Here is an 18,912-nt window from a genome sequence, read left to right on the forward strand (position 1 = left end):
CACTTAATATTGTCTAAGACCTAGTAAATCGCGCCCAAGCTAAAAGCAGCTCTCTAAAATCATCAACACCACAAGAAGCACTCATATGCTCATCTACTGATAACTCGTTTTCAATAAGCTCATCCGGTATGCCTTGTACTCCGTTAAACAGTACGTTTGCTTGAACAACAACATCCCCCTCTTCTAAAGACAGGCTATATTCTCTGCCAGCAATAAGCACATCAAGCAGCTTGCCTTTTTCCACATCGTCTATTGCGGTAAGTATTTGTGTGAGTTTTTCAGTATCGTGTCCAATTTCTGTTTCCAGCCACGGGCCAATGGCCTGATGTTCAAACGAAAACTTTGCGCTGGCGTTTCCGGTAGTTGTATCATGAATAAATTCGTATTCCATGGGTAAACCAATTAGTCAATTCTTCTCTATTTATTATAGAAGAAAATTGTTTTAATCTCTTGTAAAATAAAGGGCTGGCGCAATTTTATACAGATATAATTAATTACGTTTTACGCCTGCTAATTTACCATATTTATTTCAATCCTTTATCGCTGTTACTGAGGGCAATTGAACTATTGAACGATAGCAAGGTCTATTGTGTGGAAATAAAAAACTAGGAGCCGCAGTTAAGTGCTTACAGGACGTTTTAACGCCATTATCATCTCGATTGTAATTCATGTATTGATTTTAATGTTTTTGGCAAAAACTACGATCGTTCCATCGCTAAGTACCGATGAAAAACCAGTACCGCTCAATAGTTACATTTATTCGCCTCCCCCCCGAATTGAGCCTGAGCCTCAACCAGAACAGCAACCTGACTCTGAAATCGAGCCTAACACCACACCGCAAGACGTAGCCGACTCTACCGTCTCGTCAATACAGCCGCCAAAGCCTTCAATGACTCAAGATGAAATAATAAGCAGTGATCAATCGAATGAGCCGGTCACGCACGAAGTAGCCGTTGAATCAACGCCACAAATTGAGAGTACATCGCAGCAACCTGTCAAAGAATCTAATGCTAATGCTAATGCTTGGCAAATGCTTGAAGCACTGAATGAAGAACAGGATAAGGCATACTTCCAATCTCAAGAATATAACCGCACTCGGCCGAATACAGGCTCGGTGATGCACGGTGAACCTACTTTCGTCCCACACTCAGTTGTTAGGCCAACACAAGAAGAAATAATCAACTCTCGCAGTCAGGATGTTGGCGGTGGAGCTACTGTTGTCAAAGGCGACAATGGCAGCTGTACGATTACACGCGACTTATCACACGTTGGTATGGCAGGCGTTACCTCTGTTGAAGGCTTTAGGTGTGGGCTAACAAAACAGGAAAAAGCCTTTAAAGCGCATATGGCCAAATTCAGGGAAAGGTATGGCAAAGCGAAATAGCAACCTATCTTCGACATCAATGATTACAATGACTCCCCCCAATAAAAAACGCCGCTAGTTAGCGGCGTTTTTACAATATTAGCTTTTAGTTAATATTCAAATAAGTTCAGCGATTAAGCTGGCTCTTGAATAATTACTTGTGCAGCTTTCTTCGTGTACTGTTCCATTTTGTGGAAGTTCAAGTAACGATATGTGTCAGCTGCTGTCGCATCAATCTCTTTCGCATACTTCATGTACTCTTCAACCGTTGGTAAACGACCTACGATTGCACCAACACCTGCAAGCTCTGCTGATGTTAGGTAAACGTTAGCACCTGTACCTAAACGGTTAGGGAAGTTACGCGTTGACGTAGAAAGAACCGTTGCTTTGTCAGCTACACGTGCTTGGTTACCCATACAAAGTGAACAACCCGGAGTTTCCATACGCGCACCCGCTTTACCGTAAATGCTGTAGTAACCTTCATCCGTTAGTTGGTCGCGGTCCATCTTAGTTGGCGGAGCAACCCACAAACGTGTTGGCAATACACCGCCAAAGTTATCGATCAATTTACCAGCAGCGCGGAAGTGGCCAATGTTAGTCATACAAGAACCAATGAATACTTCATCGATTTCTGTACCAGCAACGTCTGACAATAACTTCGCATCATCAGGGTCGTTTGGACAACAAACGATAGGCTCTTTAATTTCAGCCAAATCAATTTCGAGTACGTGAGCATATTCTGCATCTGCATCAGCTTCCATCAATGACGGGTTAGCCAACCACGCTTCCATCGCTTGAATACGACGTTCGATTGTACGTACATCACCGTAGCCTTCACTGATCATCCACTTAAGCATAACAATGTTAGACTCTAGGTATTCTTTAACAGCGTCATCTTCAAGCTTAATAGTACAACCAGCTGCAGAACGTTCAGCAGATGCGTCAGATAATTCAAACGCTTGCTCAACAGTTAAGCCTTTAAGACCTTCGATTTCTAACACACGGCCAGAAAATTCGTTGATTTTACCTGCTTTTTCAACAGTCAATAGACCGTTCTTGATGCCGTAGTAAGGAATTGCATGTACTAAGTCACGTAGGGTAATACCTGGCTGCATTTCACCTTTAAAGCGAACAAGCACTGACTCAGGCATGTCTAATGGCATAACACCTGTTGCAGCAGCAAATGCCACAAGGCCAGAACCTGCTGGGAATGAAATACCTAATGGGAAGCGCGTATGAGAGTCACCACCTGTACCAACTGTATCAGGCAATAACATACGGTTTAACCAAGAGTGAATAACACCGTCACCTGGACGAAGTGATACACCACCACGGTTCATAATGAAATCAGGTAATGTGTGATGCGTTTGTACATCAACTGGCTTCGGATAAGCAGATGTATGACAGAAAGACTGCATAGTTAAATCAGCTGAAAAGCCTAGACATGCTAAATCCTTCAACTCGTCACGTGTCATAGGTCCTGTTGTATCTTGCGAACCAACAGTCGTCATTCTAGGTTCACAGTACTGACCAGCACGTACACCAGCAACACCACACGCTTTACCGACCATCTTCTGAGCAAGCGTGTAACCTTTACCAGTGTCAACAGCGTCAACTGGTTTTGCAAATAAATCAGTTTCACCTAAACCTAATGCTTCACGTGCACGGCCTGTTAAGCCGCGACCAATGATTAATGGAATACGACCACCAGCACGTACTTCATCTAAAAGTACAGGGCTTAATTCAAACTCAGCGATAACCTCATCGCCTTTTTTAACAACACCTTCATATGGGTAAATGTCGATTACGTCGCCCATATTCATTTTTTGTACGTCTAACTCAATCGGTAACGCACCTGAGTCTTCCATAGTGTTATAGAAGATTGGCGCAATTTTACCGCCTAAACATACGCCACCAGAGCGTTTGTTTGGTACGCATGGAATGTCATCACCCATAAACCAAAGTACAGAGTTAGTTGCAGACTTACGAGAAGAACCAGTACCAACAACGTCACCAACGTAAGCTAATGGAATACCATCTTCTTGAAGTGCTTCTATTTGCTTAATTGGGCCAACGGCACCTGGCTCGTCAGGAGTAATTCCTTCACGCTCCATCTTAAGCATAGCTTTTGCATGTAATGGGATATCAGGACGTGACCAAGCGTCAGGTGCTGGCGATAAATCGTCAGTGTTAGTTTCACCTGTCACTTTGAACACTTTAACAGTGATTTTTTCAGCTACTGCTGGCTTAGACGTGAACCACTCAGCGTCAGCCCATGATTGCATCACGTTCTTTGCAGCTTCATTGCCTGCGTCAGCTTTTTCTTTGACATCGAAAAACGCATCAAACATTAGCAATGTATGTGATAGACCTTTTGCAGCAGTATTTGCAAGCTTGGCATCATCAAGAAGATCAATCATTGGTTGAATGTTATAGCCACCTAGCATAGTGCCTAATAGCTCAGTTGCTTTTTCAGTTGATAAAATCGGAGAGCTTGCTTCACCTTTAGCAACAGCGGCTAAAAATGCTGCTTTGACGTATGCAGCGTCATCAACACCCGCAGGGATACGGTTTGTTAATAAATCAATTAGGAGCTCTTCTTCACCTGCTGGCGGATTTTTTACCAATTCAACTAATGCAGCAGTTTGTGTTGCATCCAATGGTTTAGGTACAATTCCTTCAGCAGCACGTTCTTCTACGTGTTTACGATATTCTTGAAGCACGGCATTCACCTCTGTGATATGTGATTCCAACAAACCAAATAGCCCATTTAGCTCATTGAAAGTCATTGATTAGAAAATTTCGCCGAGATTATACGGCATTCACTTTTCAATTAGAATAAAACCGACAATCACACAACTTATAGTTGATATAAGGAATATGAATAGTCAATTAAATTCATACAATTACAACCTTGTTTTAAACAGCTGCCAATAAATCTTGCTCACGTCCCTCGATAGTTTCGTTTAAATACTAGTTTAAACTTCAGTCTAAATTTTTGACCGTTCGAGGATATCTATTAACCATAGTCTATTTTGACGGACACTCAACATTAGCAGCGAGTGATGGCATGATCATATTGGGTAAACCTTTGCGATCATCAATTTCTTCTATACCGCTCAATATTTCAATCTTGAAGCCGTATTGGTTACACAGTTTCATTGATTTGCGCACCAAGAAGGTAGCCAAGCGACTAAAATGTGTCTTGTCATTAGAAATAACCACTAAATGATATTTGTTCTCTGATAGTTTTTTCTGTTCAAAGCGTACTTCATGATCAAAATCCCATTCGCTTTGATTAGTTGAGATCGTAGGTGTTGCACAACCAACCAAAGTAAAAAGCACCGACAAAGCTAACAACTTATACATAAAAACACTCCTTAGTTAAATTATCTTAATTCTAGCACGCACTTATTCAAAAATAGCAGCAAAGAGTTGTTTGGTAGTATTGATTCATAATTTTATGAAGTGATTAGCGTTTGCGAGTATTCATACATCAAAATACGAACGCCAATCTACACTCATTTACAATACGTTTTGCCCCAAGCTGCTAAATCGTATTATTAGCAAATAGCAACCTTAATCAAAAAATTCAATATCCAAATCACGCAAGAAAGTTGAAAGAAAAAAGCCGACAGTATGTCGGCTAGCTTTATAACTATTCGCAATGTAACTTTATTCACCAAGGTGTTTTATTAAAAACTCCTCTAGCGCTTTAAAAGCCGCAAGTCGATTATCTCCTTCATCTAAAAAATGAGTTCCATGCTCAAATTCTATATACTCGACTGTCTTACCGCTGTTTTTCGCTAAATCGTAAAATTCAGATGACTGCGATACGCGTACCCGAGTATCGTAGCGACCATGTATTAATAACATTGGCGCCACAATTTTATCAATGTTATATGATGCGCTCAGTGATTTTAATTCTGACTCTATCTTCTCATCATTTGGATCACCAATCGTATTTACAATATGAGCCCGAATGTTACCTCTCCACTGATAATCATTGTCAGCTAGTTCGTATAAATCAGCTATGCCTGCAATACTGACGATACATTTAAATTCATTTGGACGCTGAAATGCAGCTGTTAGCGCCGCGTAACCACCGTAACTATAACCAGCAAAGCACATTTTGTTTGTGTCGATCAAATTCAGCGATTTAACATACTCTAAACCATCATAAACGTCCGTTTGCATTAGTTTGCCCCATTGACGATATCCGCTAGTTTCAAAGTCTGATCCAAAACCACCAGAGCCACGATAGTTCACCTGTAAAACAGCAAACCCTTTGCTCGCAAAAAATTGAACATATGGATCAAATGTTTGGTAATCTCGAACACCTATTGGTCCGCCATGCGGCCAAATAATCAACGGAGGCTTTTCATCAGCTTCGGTGTTAGGTAATGTTAAATATCCAGCTAACTTAGTGCCGTCCTTCGCGCTGAACTCAATTGGCGATACAGGTGGCAACACTTTGCCTTCTAGATATGGGTATTGGCTAAACCACATTCCCGCTTTTTTAGCAGTAAGATCCAGCCAGAAGAACTTAGTTGGACTGTTGTCACTTGAAGCAAGGATCAACATTCTTTTGTTATCTTTGCTTCTCGTATATATGCTAGTGTGATAATTCTTAAAACTATTTTTAACTAATATCGACGTTCTACTATGTTCTGCATTAAAATAATGATCCTTTTTATGATGATCATAATAAATTGCACCTATTACGTCATTCCGATCAGCATTGTAAATAACACCTTTAACGTCATACGTGTCGTGACCAAATAGTTTTTCTTTGAACTCCCCTGTCTTAATATTGTACTTCCAAAGCGATTGTCGACGAGTTTTATAGTCTGAAATAACGAACAACTCGTCACCTTTCACGAAAATTGGCGAGAAACTGTCAGATTGGAATGCTTTTTCCTTCCTGATTAGTTTCCAAGGAGCGTTACCTGATTCTCGTACCCATATGGTATTCACATCAGGTTCATGCTCATCAGTACCGTAGCCAAATGTTACTTCACCTTTATCATTGGCTACCCATGTATGCACATTGTATTTATTGGTGAATAATTTTGTGAACTTGTTTTCATAGACATTCACTTTAAAGACAGCTTGGCCTTGATCTCTACGATCAAAGACTTGCAATATAACGTGCTTATCATCCGATTTAAGAAGGGATGTTAACGTAATATCAGCAGATGCACGGCGCTCCCAGTCAGGAATTTGCTTAGGCATTTTATATTTCAGTTCAATGAGTTCTGAACCATCGGTGTTTACCGAGAAAATTCGATTTGTTCTAAATCTACGATCTGCAATGCGTTGAGAGTAACTAGCTGCGACTAATAGTCGTGTTGAATTTACCCAGTAGATGTACTCTATGCGGTCTTGTGATTTTTTCAGCTTAACAATGGTAGTTAATTCATCCGAACCAAAATCACTAAGCACAACGCTCGGCCCATCTGGCGAATTAAATACCGCTGCTATTTTATTACCGTCAGGGGAGATTACAGGAGATTGAATCATGGGCAAATGACCAAACTTTTCATATCCAAGCGACAAATTGGCAGCATTTGCGCAAGCAATTGATAACCACAAATAGGTGATTAGTAGAGTTAAGTATTTCATGTTAAATCCATTTTTATTAATTCGGGAGGTATTTTAAAGATTTATTTACAATTTTCTAGACATTGTTCAGAAATGACAAATTGCATAAGCTCCAATTAAAAACAGCATAAACGAAAAAGCCGGCTAATTTAGCCGGCTTCTTCAAATAACTTAGAAAAATTACTTCTTCTTTTTCATTGCTTTTGCATTTGGTAAATCAGTGATTGAACCTTCAAAGATTTCTGCTGCTAAGCCAATTGACTCATTCAACGTTGGGTGAGCATGAATCGTTAATGCAACGTCTTCAGCGTCAGCGCCCATTTCAACCGCTAAACAAACTTCACCAAGCATTTCACCAGCGTTGATACCAACTAATGCACCACCTAATACACGACCCGTTTCTTTTTCGAAGATTAATTTCGTTTTACCTTCAGTACGTGCAGAAGCAATCGCACGACCTGAAGCAGCCCATGGGAAGTTAGCTACTTCAATGTTTAAGCCTTGTTCTTTCGCTTCACGCTCAGTAACACCAACCCATGCCATTTCAGGGTCAGTATAAGCAATTGAAGGAATACAACGAGGGTCAAATACGTGTTTCTTACCAGCAATAACTTCAGCAGCTACGTGTGCTTCATGTACTGCTTTGTGTGCAAGCATTGGTTGACCAACAACATCACCAATCGCAAAAATGTGTGGAACGTTAGTACGTAATTCGTTAGTTACATTAATGAAACCACGCTCGTCAACATTAACACCTGCTTTGTCAGCGGCAACTAAGTGACCATTTGGCTTACGACCAACTGCAACTAAGATCTTGTCGTAACGAACCTGACCTTCAGGTGCGTTCTTACCTTCAAACGTTACGTATAAGCCGTCGTCTTTTGCGTCAACAGCAACCACTTTCGTAGAAAGCATGATGTTGAAACGCTTCTTAACGTGCTTAGTGTAGACTTTAACAATGTCAGCATCAGCCGCTGGAACTAGTTGGTCTGCGAACTCAACAACAGATACGTTAGAACCTAAAGAGCTGTATACCGTACCCATTTCTAAACCGATAATACCGCCACCAAGTACTAACATTTCTTCTGGTACGTCTTGAAGTTCAAGTGCACCTGTTGAGTCAATGATGCGAGGATCGTCATTTGGAATGAAAGGTAAATCAACCACTGAAGAACCACACGCAATGATTGCATTATCGAATGTGATTGTTGTTGTACCGTCTTCACCTTCAACTGCTAGTGTTTTGTCTGAAGTGAATTTACCAAAACCCGTAACAGTTTTTACTTTACGTTGCTTTGACATGCCAGCCAAACCACCAGTTAACTGACCAATTACGCTGTCTTTCCAGTCACGGATTTTATCTAAATCAATTTCAGGTGCACCGAATGTTACACCGTGTGATGCCATCTCTTTCGCATCATCAATAACTTTAGCAACGTGTAGTAATGCTTTTGAAGGGATACAACCCACATTCAAACATACACCACCTAATGTTTTACGGCTTTCTACCAATACAACATCTAAACCTAAATCTGCTGCTCGGAATGCTGCTGAATATCCGCCAGGACCTGCACCTAAAACTACTACCTGAGTTTTAATATCGTTGCTCATGCTAACCTCAAATTAATTTAGTTTATTTAGTGTTTGTTAAGAAAGAGCGCTAAACACTAAATTCGAATCATTTTTTATGGCACGAAGTTTACTCAAACTGAATAAAAATCGCTATCTTTTAATCAATTTATGTCGGTAATAATAGAAACTTACTTAGATGGTTTCATTATTACCGACATAATACAGCCTACGCTTGTTGTAACTTCTTGCTATAAGACTAATTTACGAATGTCAGTCATTACCGACGATAAATGTACTGAGAACCTTGCAGCGACTGCACCGTCAATCACACGGTGATCGTACGACAGTGACAATGGCAACATTAATCGAGGAACAAACTCTTTACCGTTCCACTTAGGTTTCATTTCAGATTTTGATACACCCAAAATAGCGACATCAGGCGCATTTACAATTGGTGTAAATGCTGTACCACCAATGCCACCTAAGCTCGAAATTGTGAAACAGCTGCCTTGCATATCAGCTGCTTTAAGCTTACCGTCACGAGCTTTAGCACTGATCTCTAGTAACTCTTTAGATAATTCGTAAATGCCTTTCTTGTCAACATCACGCACAACAGGTACAACCAAGCCATTTGGCGTATCCACCGCGACACCAATGTGGAAGTATTTCTTCATGATCAAGTGTTCGCCATCTTCGCTCAAGCTAGAGTTAAACACTGGATAAGCCGCTAATGCATTAGCTACAGCCTTCATGATGAATACTAATGGTGTGATCTTGAAGCCCATTTTTTGCTTTTCACAAATAACGTTCTGTTCTTTACGGAACGCTTCAACTTCAGTGATATCGGCTTCATCGAATTGTGTAACATGTGGAATCGTTACCCAGTTGCGATGTAAGTTAGGGCCAGAAATCTTTTGAATACGTGTTAATGCAACTTCTTCAACTTCACCGAATTTAGTAAAGTCTACTTTTGGTTGTGCAATAACTTGTAGGCCACCCGCGCCACCAGCAACAGAACTGCCAGCATTGGCTTTTGGACGAGACAATTCATATTTCACATATGATTGTACGTCTTCTTTTAGGATGCGTTTTTTGTGACCCGTGCCTTTTACTAGGCTTAAATCAACACCAAACTCACGCGCTAAGCGTCGAATTGATGGAGAAGCATAGATTTTACCCGACTTAAATTCACCCGCGTTTGGATGATGTGGTACTGGTGCGGATTTTGTCGGTGCAACAGGTGCTGGCGCTTCCACTTTGGCAGCCGCTGGTTTTTCAGCTGGGGCTGCTGGCTGCTCAATTGCCGCGGGGGCACCGCTGTTAGTTTCTAGTTTAATCACTAACGAGCCTTGCTTCACTTTATCGCCAGTTGAAACTAATACTTCTTTTACGATACCAGCATGTGAAGAAGGCACATCCATGGTTGCTTTATCCGTTTCAAGAGTTATCAGGCCATCTTCTTCTTGAATTTCGTCGCCAACGGCAATGAGTACATCGATAACATCTACTTCACCGTCTTCACCGATGTCAGGAACAACAACGTCAATCACTTCGCTGCCACCTGCTGGTGCTACTACTTGTGGAGCTGTTGGAGCATCAGGTTCAGGCTGTACATCTGCCGCTTCAGGCTCTGCTACTGGTGCAGGTTCTGCAACATCAACGCTTTCAGCCGCGCCAGCAGCTTTCATTTCGCCAATTAAATCGCCTTCCTTAATTTTGTCACCTACGTTAACGCTAAGCGAGACTAGCTCGCCAGCGATTGGCGCAGGAATGTCCATTGACGCTTTATCTGTTTCAACTGTCACAATGCCTTCATCGGCATCTAATGTGTCACCTACGGCAACACAAATCTCTATAACTTCAACTTCATCACCGCCCACATCTGGGACTAGGATTTTTTGAATGTCAGACATATTTTTTTCCTCTAGTCCTTAATTACGCGTATAACGGGTTAAGTTTGTCGGTATCAATGTCAAAACGCTTAATAGCTTCTGTAACCACTTTACGCTCTACTTCACCACGGTTAGCCAGTTCAAATAATGAAGCAACCACAACATAAGCAGCATTGACTTCAAAGTGACGGCGTAAGTTTGCACGGCTGTCTGAACGACCAAAACCATCGGTACCTAAACAACGGTATTCTGTATCAATGAATGCACGCACCTGATCTGAATACGCTTTAACATAGTCAGTAGCAGCAATTGCAGGACCGTTTTCCTTAGTAATCACTTGACCAATGTATGGTACTTGCTGTTCACCTTCAGGATTTAACATGTTCTTACGTACAACTTCCTGACCTTCACGTGCTAGCTCATTAAACGAAGTAACTGAGTATACATCTGACGAAACGCCATAATCATTAGCAAGAATTTGAGCCGCTTCGCGTACCTGCAATAAGATAGTGCCAGAGCCCATCAATTGTACTTTCGCTTTAGCTGAAGCACTTTCTACAGACTCAAGCTTATAGATACCTTTGATGATCTGATCAGCAATATCTTTATCTTCTGGCATAGCCGGATGCTGATAGTTTTCATTCATTAGAGTTAGGTAGTAGAAAATGTTTTCATTATTTTCGTACATACGACGTAAACCGTCACGAACGATGACCGCAACTTCATAACCATACGTTGGATCGTATGTAACACAATTTGGAATCAAACCTGCTTGAACATGAGAATGACCGTCCTGATGCTGTAGACCTTCACCGTTAAGCGTCGTACGACCAGCCGTTGCACCAAGTAAGAAACCACGTGCCTGACTATCACCTGCTGCCCACGCTAAGTCGCCAACACGTTGGAAACCAAACATTGAATAGTAGATGTAGAATGGAATAGTTGTCGCATTACACGTAGAGTACGATGTACCTGAAGCAACCCATGACGCCATTGCACCTAATTCATTAATACCTTCCTGAAGCACTTGCCCTTGCTTGTCTTCACGATAGTATGCGACTTGGTCTGCGTCTTGTGGAATATATTTCTGGCCTTCGTTCGCATAGATCCCCACCTGACGGAACAAGCCTTCCATACCAAAGGTACGTGCTTCATCAGGAATAATTGGCACAATGCGCTTACCAATTTTCTTATCTTTAAGTAAGCTGTTTAGTACGCGTACGAAGGTCATTGTTGAAGAAACTTCACGATCGCCTGAGCCTTTTAGAATCGCATCAAACGATTTTAACGGTGGAATCTCCAAAGATTCGTCTGCTTGTACACGGCGTGCAGGTAATGAGCCACCAAGAGCTTCACGACGCTCTTTCATGTACTTATATTCAGGGCTGTCTTCTGGGAATTTATAGAATGGTAAATCTGCAATTTCATCATCAGAAATAGGCATGTTAAAACGGTCACGGTAGTATTTAACCGACTCGACATCCATTTTCTTCACGTTGTGCGCAATATTTAAGCCTTCACCCGCAGAACCTAGACCAAAACCTTTTACCGTTTTTGCTAAGATGACTGTTGGACGACCTTTAGTCTTCATTGCACGCTCATATGCCGCGTAAACTTTAACAGGATCGTGACCACCACGGTTTAAGCGCCAAATGTCTTCGTCAGACATGTTCGCTACCATAGCAGCAGTTTCAGGGTACTTGTTGAAGAATTTTTCGCGCGTGTACTTGCCACCTTTCGCTTTACAGTTTTGGTACTCACCGTCAACGGTTTCGTTCATCAACTGAAGTAACTTACCTGACGTATCACGGGCAATTAATGGATCCCAGTAGCTACCCCAGATCACCTTAATCACTTCCCAACCAGCACCACGGAAGGTACCTTCAAGCTCTTGGATGATTTTGCCGTTACCACGTACTGGGCCATCAAGACGCTGTAAGTTACAGTTGATGATAAACGTTAAGTTATCCAATCCTTCACGAGAAGCTAAGCCAATTGCACCTAGTGATTCTGGCTCATCCGTTTCACCATCGCCGAGGAAACAGTATACACGTTGACCTGAACAGTCTTTGATACCGCGATCAGTCAAGTATTTAAGGAAGCGAGCAGTATAAATTGCTTGTAATGGACCTAAACCCATAGAAACTGTAGGGAATTGCCAGAAGTCTTGCATCAAATGTGGGTGCGGATATGAAGACAAGCCATTACCATCACATTCTTGACGGAAGTTATTCATTTGCTCTTCAGTTAAACGCCCTTCTAAGAACGCACGGCCGTAGATACCTGGAGAAATATGGCCTTGAGCAAAGATAAAGTCGCCGCCATCTTCTGGAGAAGCCGCTTTGAAGAAATGGTTAAAACCCACATCGTATAACATTGCTGATGAGGCGAAACTACCAATGTGACCACCTAACTCTAGATTTTTCTTAGAAGCACGAAGTACAAGTACCAACGCATTCCAACGAATCGCCGCACGAATACGTGCTTCAATTGTTTGGTCGCCCGGCATGTGTGGTTCTTGTCCAGGAGGAATCGTGTTTACATATGCAGTTGTTGCATCGAACGGTAAATGTGTGCCACTACGACGGGCATGATCAATTAACTTTTCTAATAAATAATGTGCGCGTTCTGGACCTTCGTTTTCAAGAACTGCTTCCATTGATTCAAGCCATTCTTGGGTTTCTAACGAATCAATATCTAAATTAGGGAGCTCTGACATAGTATTTACTTAGTCTCCAATTGTTATGAAATTTATAAATTTGTAGATGAAAGAAAGCTAAAGGACTAGTTCGCTTTTATCTGCCAAATTTCCGTGTAAGAAGCTTTTAAAATACTGGCTACTCACTATATACGTTGCATTCGTCGCATAGAGCGTTCCATGCGACTTTGTTCTTCTGTTAGGTTTAACAGTACTTCTTCAATAAATGCGAGGTGGCGATGACTTGCTCCCCACGCTTTCTGTGGCTGTCCACTGATAATGGTCGCCATAAGTTGTTTACGATACTCAGCAATTTTGGCAAAGATATCAGGCCTCTGTGCTAGAATCGTTAAGTTCTGTTCAATATTATCAATAATGACACTCGCCATGCTGCGTGCTAAATGCAAAATCACCGCATTGTGCGACGCACCACAAATCGCTAGGTAAAAGTCGAATACCGCTTGTGCTTCCTGCCGGTAGTCATTTTCTAACTGCGCCGTTCCAATGGCATCATGCTTGGTGCGTATTTCGTCAAAATCTGCCTGAGTGCCGCGCATCGCTGCATAATAAGCCGACATCCCTTCAACACCATGACGAAATTCAAGTAAATCAAACTGCGTTTCATTACTTTGCGACATCAATTCAAACAACGGATCCGATAGCCCTGACAAAATTTTCGAACTCACAAACGTGCCGCCACCTTGCCTGCGATTAACCAACCCTTTTGCTTCAAGCTTCTGAATCGCTTCCCTCAATGAAGGACGTGACACATCAAACTGCTTAGCCAGTTCACGCTCCGGTGGTAGTTTTTGACCGGCCTTTAAACTGCCTTCCAATATCATTGACTCGAGCTGTTGCTGAATCACATCGGAAAGTTTTGGTTGTTTCACCGTTTGTTTAACGCTGGTAAATGCCACTTCGTTATCTTCTCGTTATTGGTCCTTTTACCTTATCTGTGCCTTAACAGTACTGGCCTAACCCACTGATTAGACCAGACAAGCAACAAAGGTAAATTGGTATTACCATTTATAAAACTGGCGTAAAAATAGCAAAATATTCAAATTTTGTAAATAGAACATAGTTCAGATGAATAATAATTCAACAAGAATTACTGATTTCTTTGCGATTGGTTAGCGAACTTAATCACCCTTCGATACGTCGTGCCTCCTACTCAAGGCGAACGGGTATTTAAGCGTTCTCACTTAGCGCCCCTATGTCAAGCTTGTAGGTCATTATGACTTACTTCGTTCGAATTAAGCGCGTCCATCGATAAACTCAAGAAGAGTGAGTTTAATCGAAGTATGAAGGCATTTCAGGACGGAACACAGAGAAAAAGAGCCAATCAAAATGACTGGCTCTTTGGTGATAATGAACTATTTAGTGATGACTAGCTAATTGTGCCTGTTAATATCAAGACCGCATTTAATGCTAAGAACAACAACAAGGTACGTTTTGCGAGACGAACTAGCAAGCAAGGCTCCGCGGTACAATCTTCCGCATCAACCATGAAATCTTCCGATTTTTGCGCGACAGAGGATAGGATTTTGCTAGGAACACGCGTGAAATCAAAAACGTTTTCCAACCAAACAGGTAACGCACGAGAAAAGTGACCCACTAACATATAGCCAAACGCAACCAACCTAACGGGAATAAAATCAACCCAAAACAATACTAATTGGTTATTAGCAACCGCATTTTCAGATTCTGCCGCTTCCTGACATGGCGTTTCATTGAGTTTGGTTAGCAGTCGGTAGAACAGTGCACCAGCGGCGCCAAAAATCACGAAGAAGATCATTATCGCTATAAAATAACGGTAATTTAGCCATATAAGTGTTTGACCGAAGCCCATGTCTTTGAGGTTCTTATCTTGCATTAGTGCTTGATGATGTAAATCACAGGTGGTTGGTTCACCACGAAAAGCCGCCATTAGGTACTGTTTATAACTATCTCGTGTTTTTACACAACCGAAACAGACAATCAAAACTAGCGTCGAAATGACTAGATGTAGTAACCCATCACTAACAGCTTCCAACAAAAAATAGCAACCGACAACAGGAATCAATACAAACACGATATTGGCAGGAAAGCTCGCATTCACCTTACCTACAGGACTGAAACCATTAAACATTTTCACATATTTTAAGAAATAGGTATTAAACTGCCATGCTGGTGCCGACAAATAACGTTCTGCGGCGAGTGCTATCAACAAACTTATTAAGCTCATAGTTTTCCCTGCTCTTATTTAGGAGCATTTATTAATAGATTGACGAAAACGGTCCCAGTCAAAAGACGCCCCGGGATCTGTTTTTCTACCTGGCGCAATATCACAATGGCCAACTATATTGTTTACAACATGAGGATAATGCCTTTGAATTAAGGCAGTTATCTCAGTTAATTTATCGTATTGCTTGCCAGTATAAGGAATATCATCCGTCCCTTCCAGCTCTATTCCGATAGAAAAATCATTACATTTTTCTCGACCTTGGTAATTCGATACGCCCGCGTGCCAAGCACGTTTATCAAATGGGACGTACTGAATAACATGACCATCTCGACGGATTAAACAATGCGCTGAGACACGCAGCTGATAAATATCTTTAAAAAATGGATCATCGTCAGGTGACAACTGCCCCAAAAACAAGTCAGTTATATAAGGTCCGCCAAATTTCCCCGGCGGCAGAGATATATTGTGCACAACAAGTAAAGAGATAGGTGCTGTTGATTCTCTTTCGTCAAAATGAGGCGAAGGCTGTCGCTCTACCGAAGTAAGCCAACCTGATTCTAATTTCATATTGTTTTTGGCCTGACATTAGAATTAATAATCACATAATACCCAACGTTGATAAAACTGCCAGCAATAAGTGCACACAAAAAAATACGTGACAATCTAGGCACATGCGATCAACATATGTTTAGATTAAACAAAATTTTCTGAGCAATACACTGTGAGTGATTCCGATTCAACACAACAACTCGGCCGTTATTTTGTATGGATTGCATGGATCTTTGTCTTTGCTATATTGATTTTCGTTTTTCAAGACTACTTAGATCGCCAATACAATCCGAATACATCACCAGAGTCTTCATATAACAATGAAGGAATGGCAGAAGTCGTTTTGGAGCAAAATCGTCAAGGACATTATTTGGTCAATGGTGAAATCAATGGCTTCCCAGTTACATTTCTATTAGATACTGGCGCCACACAAGTATCAATTCCAGAGCATATTGCACGAAAATTGAATTTGCCATTATATGGTCAATACCCCGTTTCTACGGCAAATGGCACGGTAATGGTACGACAAACCCAAATCGAACAATTGCAATTTGGCAATATTACGCTGCGTAACGTTGATGCGCATATCAACCCAGGCATGCGTAGCGATGAAATTCTATTGGGCATGAGCGCCCTAAAAAGGGTAGAATTCTCGCAACGTGGCAATCGCCTGATATTGAAAGAACGATAAATAGAGAAGAGAAACCTATTTCATGTTATCTGAGCATATACAACAAGATATTCAACGAGCCGTAAGCCAAGCCCTTTGTGAAGATTTGGGGTTGTCTGACATTAGCCAACTCGACAATTCAAAAGATATTACCGCAGAGTTAATTCCTGAAGAACGTTTAGCCGTTGCCAACATCATTAGTCGTGAAGACTGCGTAATTTGCGGTGTAAATTGGGTAAATGAAGTATTTTCTCTTCTCGATAAAGCCTATGGCTTGAAAGAAGAACACGCGACCAAAATCACTTGGTTTGTTAACGATGGACAATCGGTAAAAGCAAATACTACATTATTTGAGCTTTCTGGTAATGCACGGGTGCTTTTAACGGGTGAACGAAGTGCATTGAACTTTTTACAGTCATTATCGGGTACCGCGACAGTGACAGCTGACTATGTGACGCGGTTAGCCAACACCAAAACGAAATTACTCGATACCAGAAAAACCATTCCCGGCATGCGACTTGCGCAAAAATATGCGGTCACTTGTGGTGGTGGTCAGAATCACCGTGTAGGTTTATATGATGCATTTTTGATAAAAGAAAATCACATCGCGGCATGCGGAGGCATTGAACAAGCGATTGCAACCGCACGACAAAATCACCCTGCCCGCACTGTGGAAGCTGAAGTTGAAAACCTTGATGAACTGCTTACAGCGCTGAATGCCCATGCAGATATCATTATGCTCGACAATTTTACGCCAGAAATGATTGAACAAGCAGTTGCGTATAGAGATAACATTAATAATGCCCATACCAAGCTAGAAGTATCTGGCAATATGACGTTAGAGAAAATGCAGCAATTTGCGAAAGCGGGTGTCGACTTTATTTCTGTCGGCGCTTTAACTAAACACGTACATGCAGTCGACTTATCAATGCGATTTGTTTAAGGCGTAGCATCAAGAAGCTCGTCAATTGGAATGAGACGAGCTTCTAGCTTCACTGTTTTCTATCAAGAACGGTTATTCAATTATCCAGCTTTTTATTCACTTTTTTGCTCAGCACTGTTACTACCTAATGCAATTTAGGTTATTTATCATGCAAAACAGTAAAAACTCCTCTCAAACCCGTTTAAAGTTATATCGTTGAGCCTATTCAACATTCTTGACCGACTAGTTGACTTTTAACATAATTGACGAAAATTCAACGTATTTTTTGTCATTTATTAACCAACATTTAAATTATTCACTATAATTGGAAAAAAATGCGACACAATGTTTTACATTTTCGAATTTTTGTCGCACTATGAAGTTAGCCCCCGTAATAACTAGTATGGAAAATACTTATTATGAAAAATTTGAACACACTTAAGAATACGAAAGGTTTTACCTTAATTGAATTAATGATCGTTGTTGCTATTATCGGTATTTTAGCGGCAGTGGCATTACCGGCTTATCAAACATACTCTGATCGCGCACGCTTCTCTGAAGTGGTATTAGGTGCGACTCCAGCCAAAACAGCTGTGGAGCTTTGTGTACAAACAACAGCTTTAGCTAACTGTGGAGCTTTAGATGATGGCAATGATGGTGTAGATAATGGCTGGGCCGCATCAGATATGATAACTTCTGTCGCGATCTCAGGTACAGCCGCAGCACCGGTTATTACTGTAACGCCTGTCGCAGCGGGTAATATTGCTGCTACTGACACGTATACGTTAACAGGAGCTGTGGCTAACGGTACTGTTGATTGGACTGAAGGTGGTGGCTGTAAAACCTCAGGTTTATGTTAATAAACACCTAAAAGTAAAGCCTTGCATATGCAAGGCTATACTGATTCGCCTGTCATGATGAATATACACAAAGGCTTTACCTTAATTGAGCTGATGATTGTAGTAGCCATTATCGGCATTTTGGCCTCTGTCGCTCTCCCTGCATACCAGAAATATTCAGACCGTGCTAGGTTTGCTACCGTTATAGCAGCGGCTAGCCCAGCCAGAAAAGCTATTGACGAGTGTATCCAAACAAGCGCTCTAGCCAACTGCGTAAATGTCCCCGTTATGGCGATTTGGTCTTCCAATGCTTTAGTTGATACGATTGCTTTCTCAGGAACAGCGACAAGCATAACAATAACAACAACACCTACTGCCGTCGGTGGTATAACTGGAACAGACACATATATATTAGTGGGCACAGTGGCGAATGGCACTATTAGTTGGGATGACTCTACAAGCGGTTGTAAATCTTCTAGCTTATGCTAACAATATAATTATTCCGTTATTTTAGAGTTCTTTTGTGTTTCCTTGCTAAAATGCGTTACACTGTAATTTGAAGCAAAATTATTTAATGTA

At 41.4% G+C, this 18,912-nt stretch carries 15 protein-coding genes; 5 read left to right on the forward strand and 10 right to left on the reverse strand.

Annotated elements, in window-relative coordinates:
* Positions 1 to 13: 13 nt before the first annotated feature.
* Complete coding sequence (locus tag ACSLUK_RS12030; RefSeq protein ID WP_448548900.1) at positions 14 to 391, reverse strand: YacL family protein; 378 nt, start codon at positions 389 to 391, stop codon at positions 14 to 16.
* Between the two features lie 231 nt (positions 392 to 622).
* Between ACSLUK_RS12030 and ACSLUK_RS12035 the strand changes: the two genes are divergently transcribed.
* Entirely contained in the window at positions 623 to 1,384 is a 762-nt protein-coding gene (locus tag ACSLUK_RS12035) for a hypothetical protein (protein WP_448548901.1), read from the forward strand.
* A 113-nt stretch (positions 1,385 to 1,497) separates the two neighbouring features.
* Here the strand turns inward: ACSLUK_RS12035 and acnB are convergent, their stop codons facing one another.
* The 9 genes from acnB to ampD all read right to left on the reverse strand — a co-directional run bounded on the left by acnB (position 1,498) and on the right by ampD (position 15,920).
* Positions 1,498 to 4,086 carry a bifunctional aconitate hydratase 2/2-methylisocitrate dehydratase gene (gene acnB, locus ACSLUK_RS12040; protein ID WP_448548968.1) on the reverse strand — a complete coding sequence of 863 codons (2,589 nt, stop codon included), beginning with the start codon at positions 4,084 to 4,086 and terminating at the stop codon, positions 1,498 to 1,500.
* Positions 4,087 to 4,393: 307 nt separating this feature from the next.
* The gene (locus ACSLUK_RS12045) at positions 4,394 to 4,732 is read right to left on the reverse strand and encodes a hypothetical protein (protein ID WP_448548902.1); all 339 of its coding nucleotides are present in this window, start codon (positions 4,730 to 4,732) and stop codon (positions 4,394 to 4,396) included.
* A 306-nt stretch (positions 4,733 to 5,038) separates the two neighbouring features.
* A complete protein-coding gene (locus ACSLUK_RS12050; RefSeq protein WP_448548903.1) occupies positions 5,039 to 6,988 on the reverse strand; it encodes an alpha/beta hydrolase family protein in 1,950 nt (649 codons plus the stop codon).
* Positions 6,989 to 7,147: 159 nt separating this feature from the next.
* Positions 7,148 to 8,578, reverse strand: coding sequence for a dihydrolipoyl dehydrogenase (gene lpdA, locus ACSLUK_RS12055; RefSeq protein ID WP_448548904.1), 1,431 nt, complete (start codon positions 8,576 to 8,578; stop codon positions 7,148 to 7,150).
* A 209-nt stretch (positions 8,579 to 8,787) separates the two neighbouring features.
* A complete protein-coding gene (gene aceF / locus ACSLUK_RS12060; protein WP_448548905.1) occupies positions 8,788 to 10,452 on the reverse strand; it encodes a dihydrolipoyllysine-residue acetyltransferase in 1,665 nt (554 codons plus the stop codon).
* A 22-nt stretch (positions 10,453 to 10,474) separates the two neighbouring features.
* Positions 10,475 to 13,150 carry a pyruvate dehydrogenase (acetyl-transferring), homodimeric type gene (gene aceE / locus ACSLUK_RS12065; protein WP_448548906.1) on the reverse strand — a complete coding sequence of 892 codons (2,676 nt, stop codon included), beginning with the start codon at positions 13,148 to 13,150 and terminating at the stop codon, positions 10,475 to 10,477.
* A 125-nt stretch (positions 13,151 to 13,275) separates the two neighbouring features.
* Positions 13,276 to 14,046, reverse strand: a complete 771-nt coding sequence (gene pdhR, locus ACSLUK_RS12070) for a pyruvate dehydrogenase complex transcriptional repressor PdhR (protein WP_448548907.1) — start codon at positions 14,044 to 14,046, stop codon at positions 13,276 to 13,278.
* Positions 14,047 to 14,516: 470 nt separating this feature from the next.
* Positions 14,517 to 15,353 (reverse strand): beta-lactamase regulator AmpE, encoded by an 837-nt coding sequence (gene ampE, locus ACSLUK_RS12075; protein WP_448548908.1) that lies wholly within the window; start codon positions 15,351 to 15,353, stop codon positions 14,517 to 14,519.
* Between the two features lie 18 nt (positions 15,354 to 15,371).
* On the reverse strand, positions 15,372 to 15,920 hold the full coding sequence (gene ampD, locus ACSLUK_RS12080) for a 1,6-anhydro-N-acetylmuramyl-L-alanine amidase AmpD (RefSeq protein WP_448548909.1): 549 nt from the start codon (positions 15,918 to 15,920) through the stop codon (positions 15,372 to 15,374).
* A 154-nt stretch (positions 15,921 to 16,074) separates the two neighbouring features.
* Here ampD and ACSLUK_RS12085 point away from each other — a divergent pair, with 154 nt between their 5' ends.
* The 4 genes from ACSLUK_RS12085 to ACSLUK_RS12100 all read left to right on the forward strand — a co-directional run bounded on the left by ACSLUK_RS12085 (position 16,075) and on the right by ACSLUK_RS12100 (position 18,822).
* Entirely contained in the window at positions 16,075 to 16,593 is a 519-nt protein-coding gene (locus ACSLUK_RS12085; protein ID WP_448548910.1) for a retropepsin-like aspartic protease family protein, read from the forward strand.
* A 22-nt stretch (positions 16,594 to 16,615) separates the two neighbouring features.
* Entirely contained in the window at positions 16,616 to 17,515 is a 900-nt protein-coding gene (gene nadC, locus ACSLUK_RS12090) for a carboxylating nicotinate-nucleotide diphosphorylase (RefSeq protein WP_448548911.1), read from the forward strand.
* Between the two features lie 398 nt (positions 17,516 to 17,913).
* Positions 17,914 to 18,354 carry a pilin gene (locus ACSLUK_RS12095; protein WP_448548912.1) on the forward strand — a complete coding sequence of 147 codons (441 nt, stop codon included), beginning with the start codon at positions 17,914 to 17,916 and terminating at the stop codon, positions 18,352 to 18,354.
* Between the two features lie 93 nt (positions 18,355 to 18,447).
* Positions 18,448 to 18,822: a pilin gene (locus ACSLUK_RS12100; RefSeq protein WP_448548969.1), complete on the forward strand. Its 375-nt coding sequence runs from the start codon at positions 18,448 to 18,450 to the stop codon at positions 18,820 to 18,822.
* Positions 18,823 to 18,912: the final 90 nt, after the last annotated feature.

It is taken from the genome of Thalassotalea fusca (genome assembly GCF_053485835.1).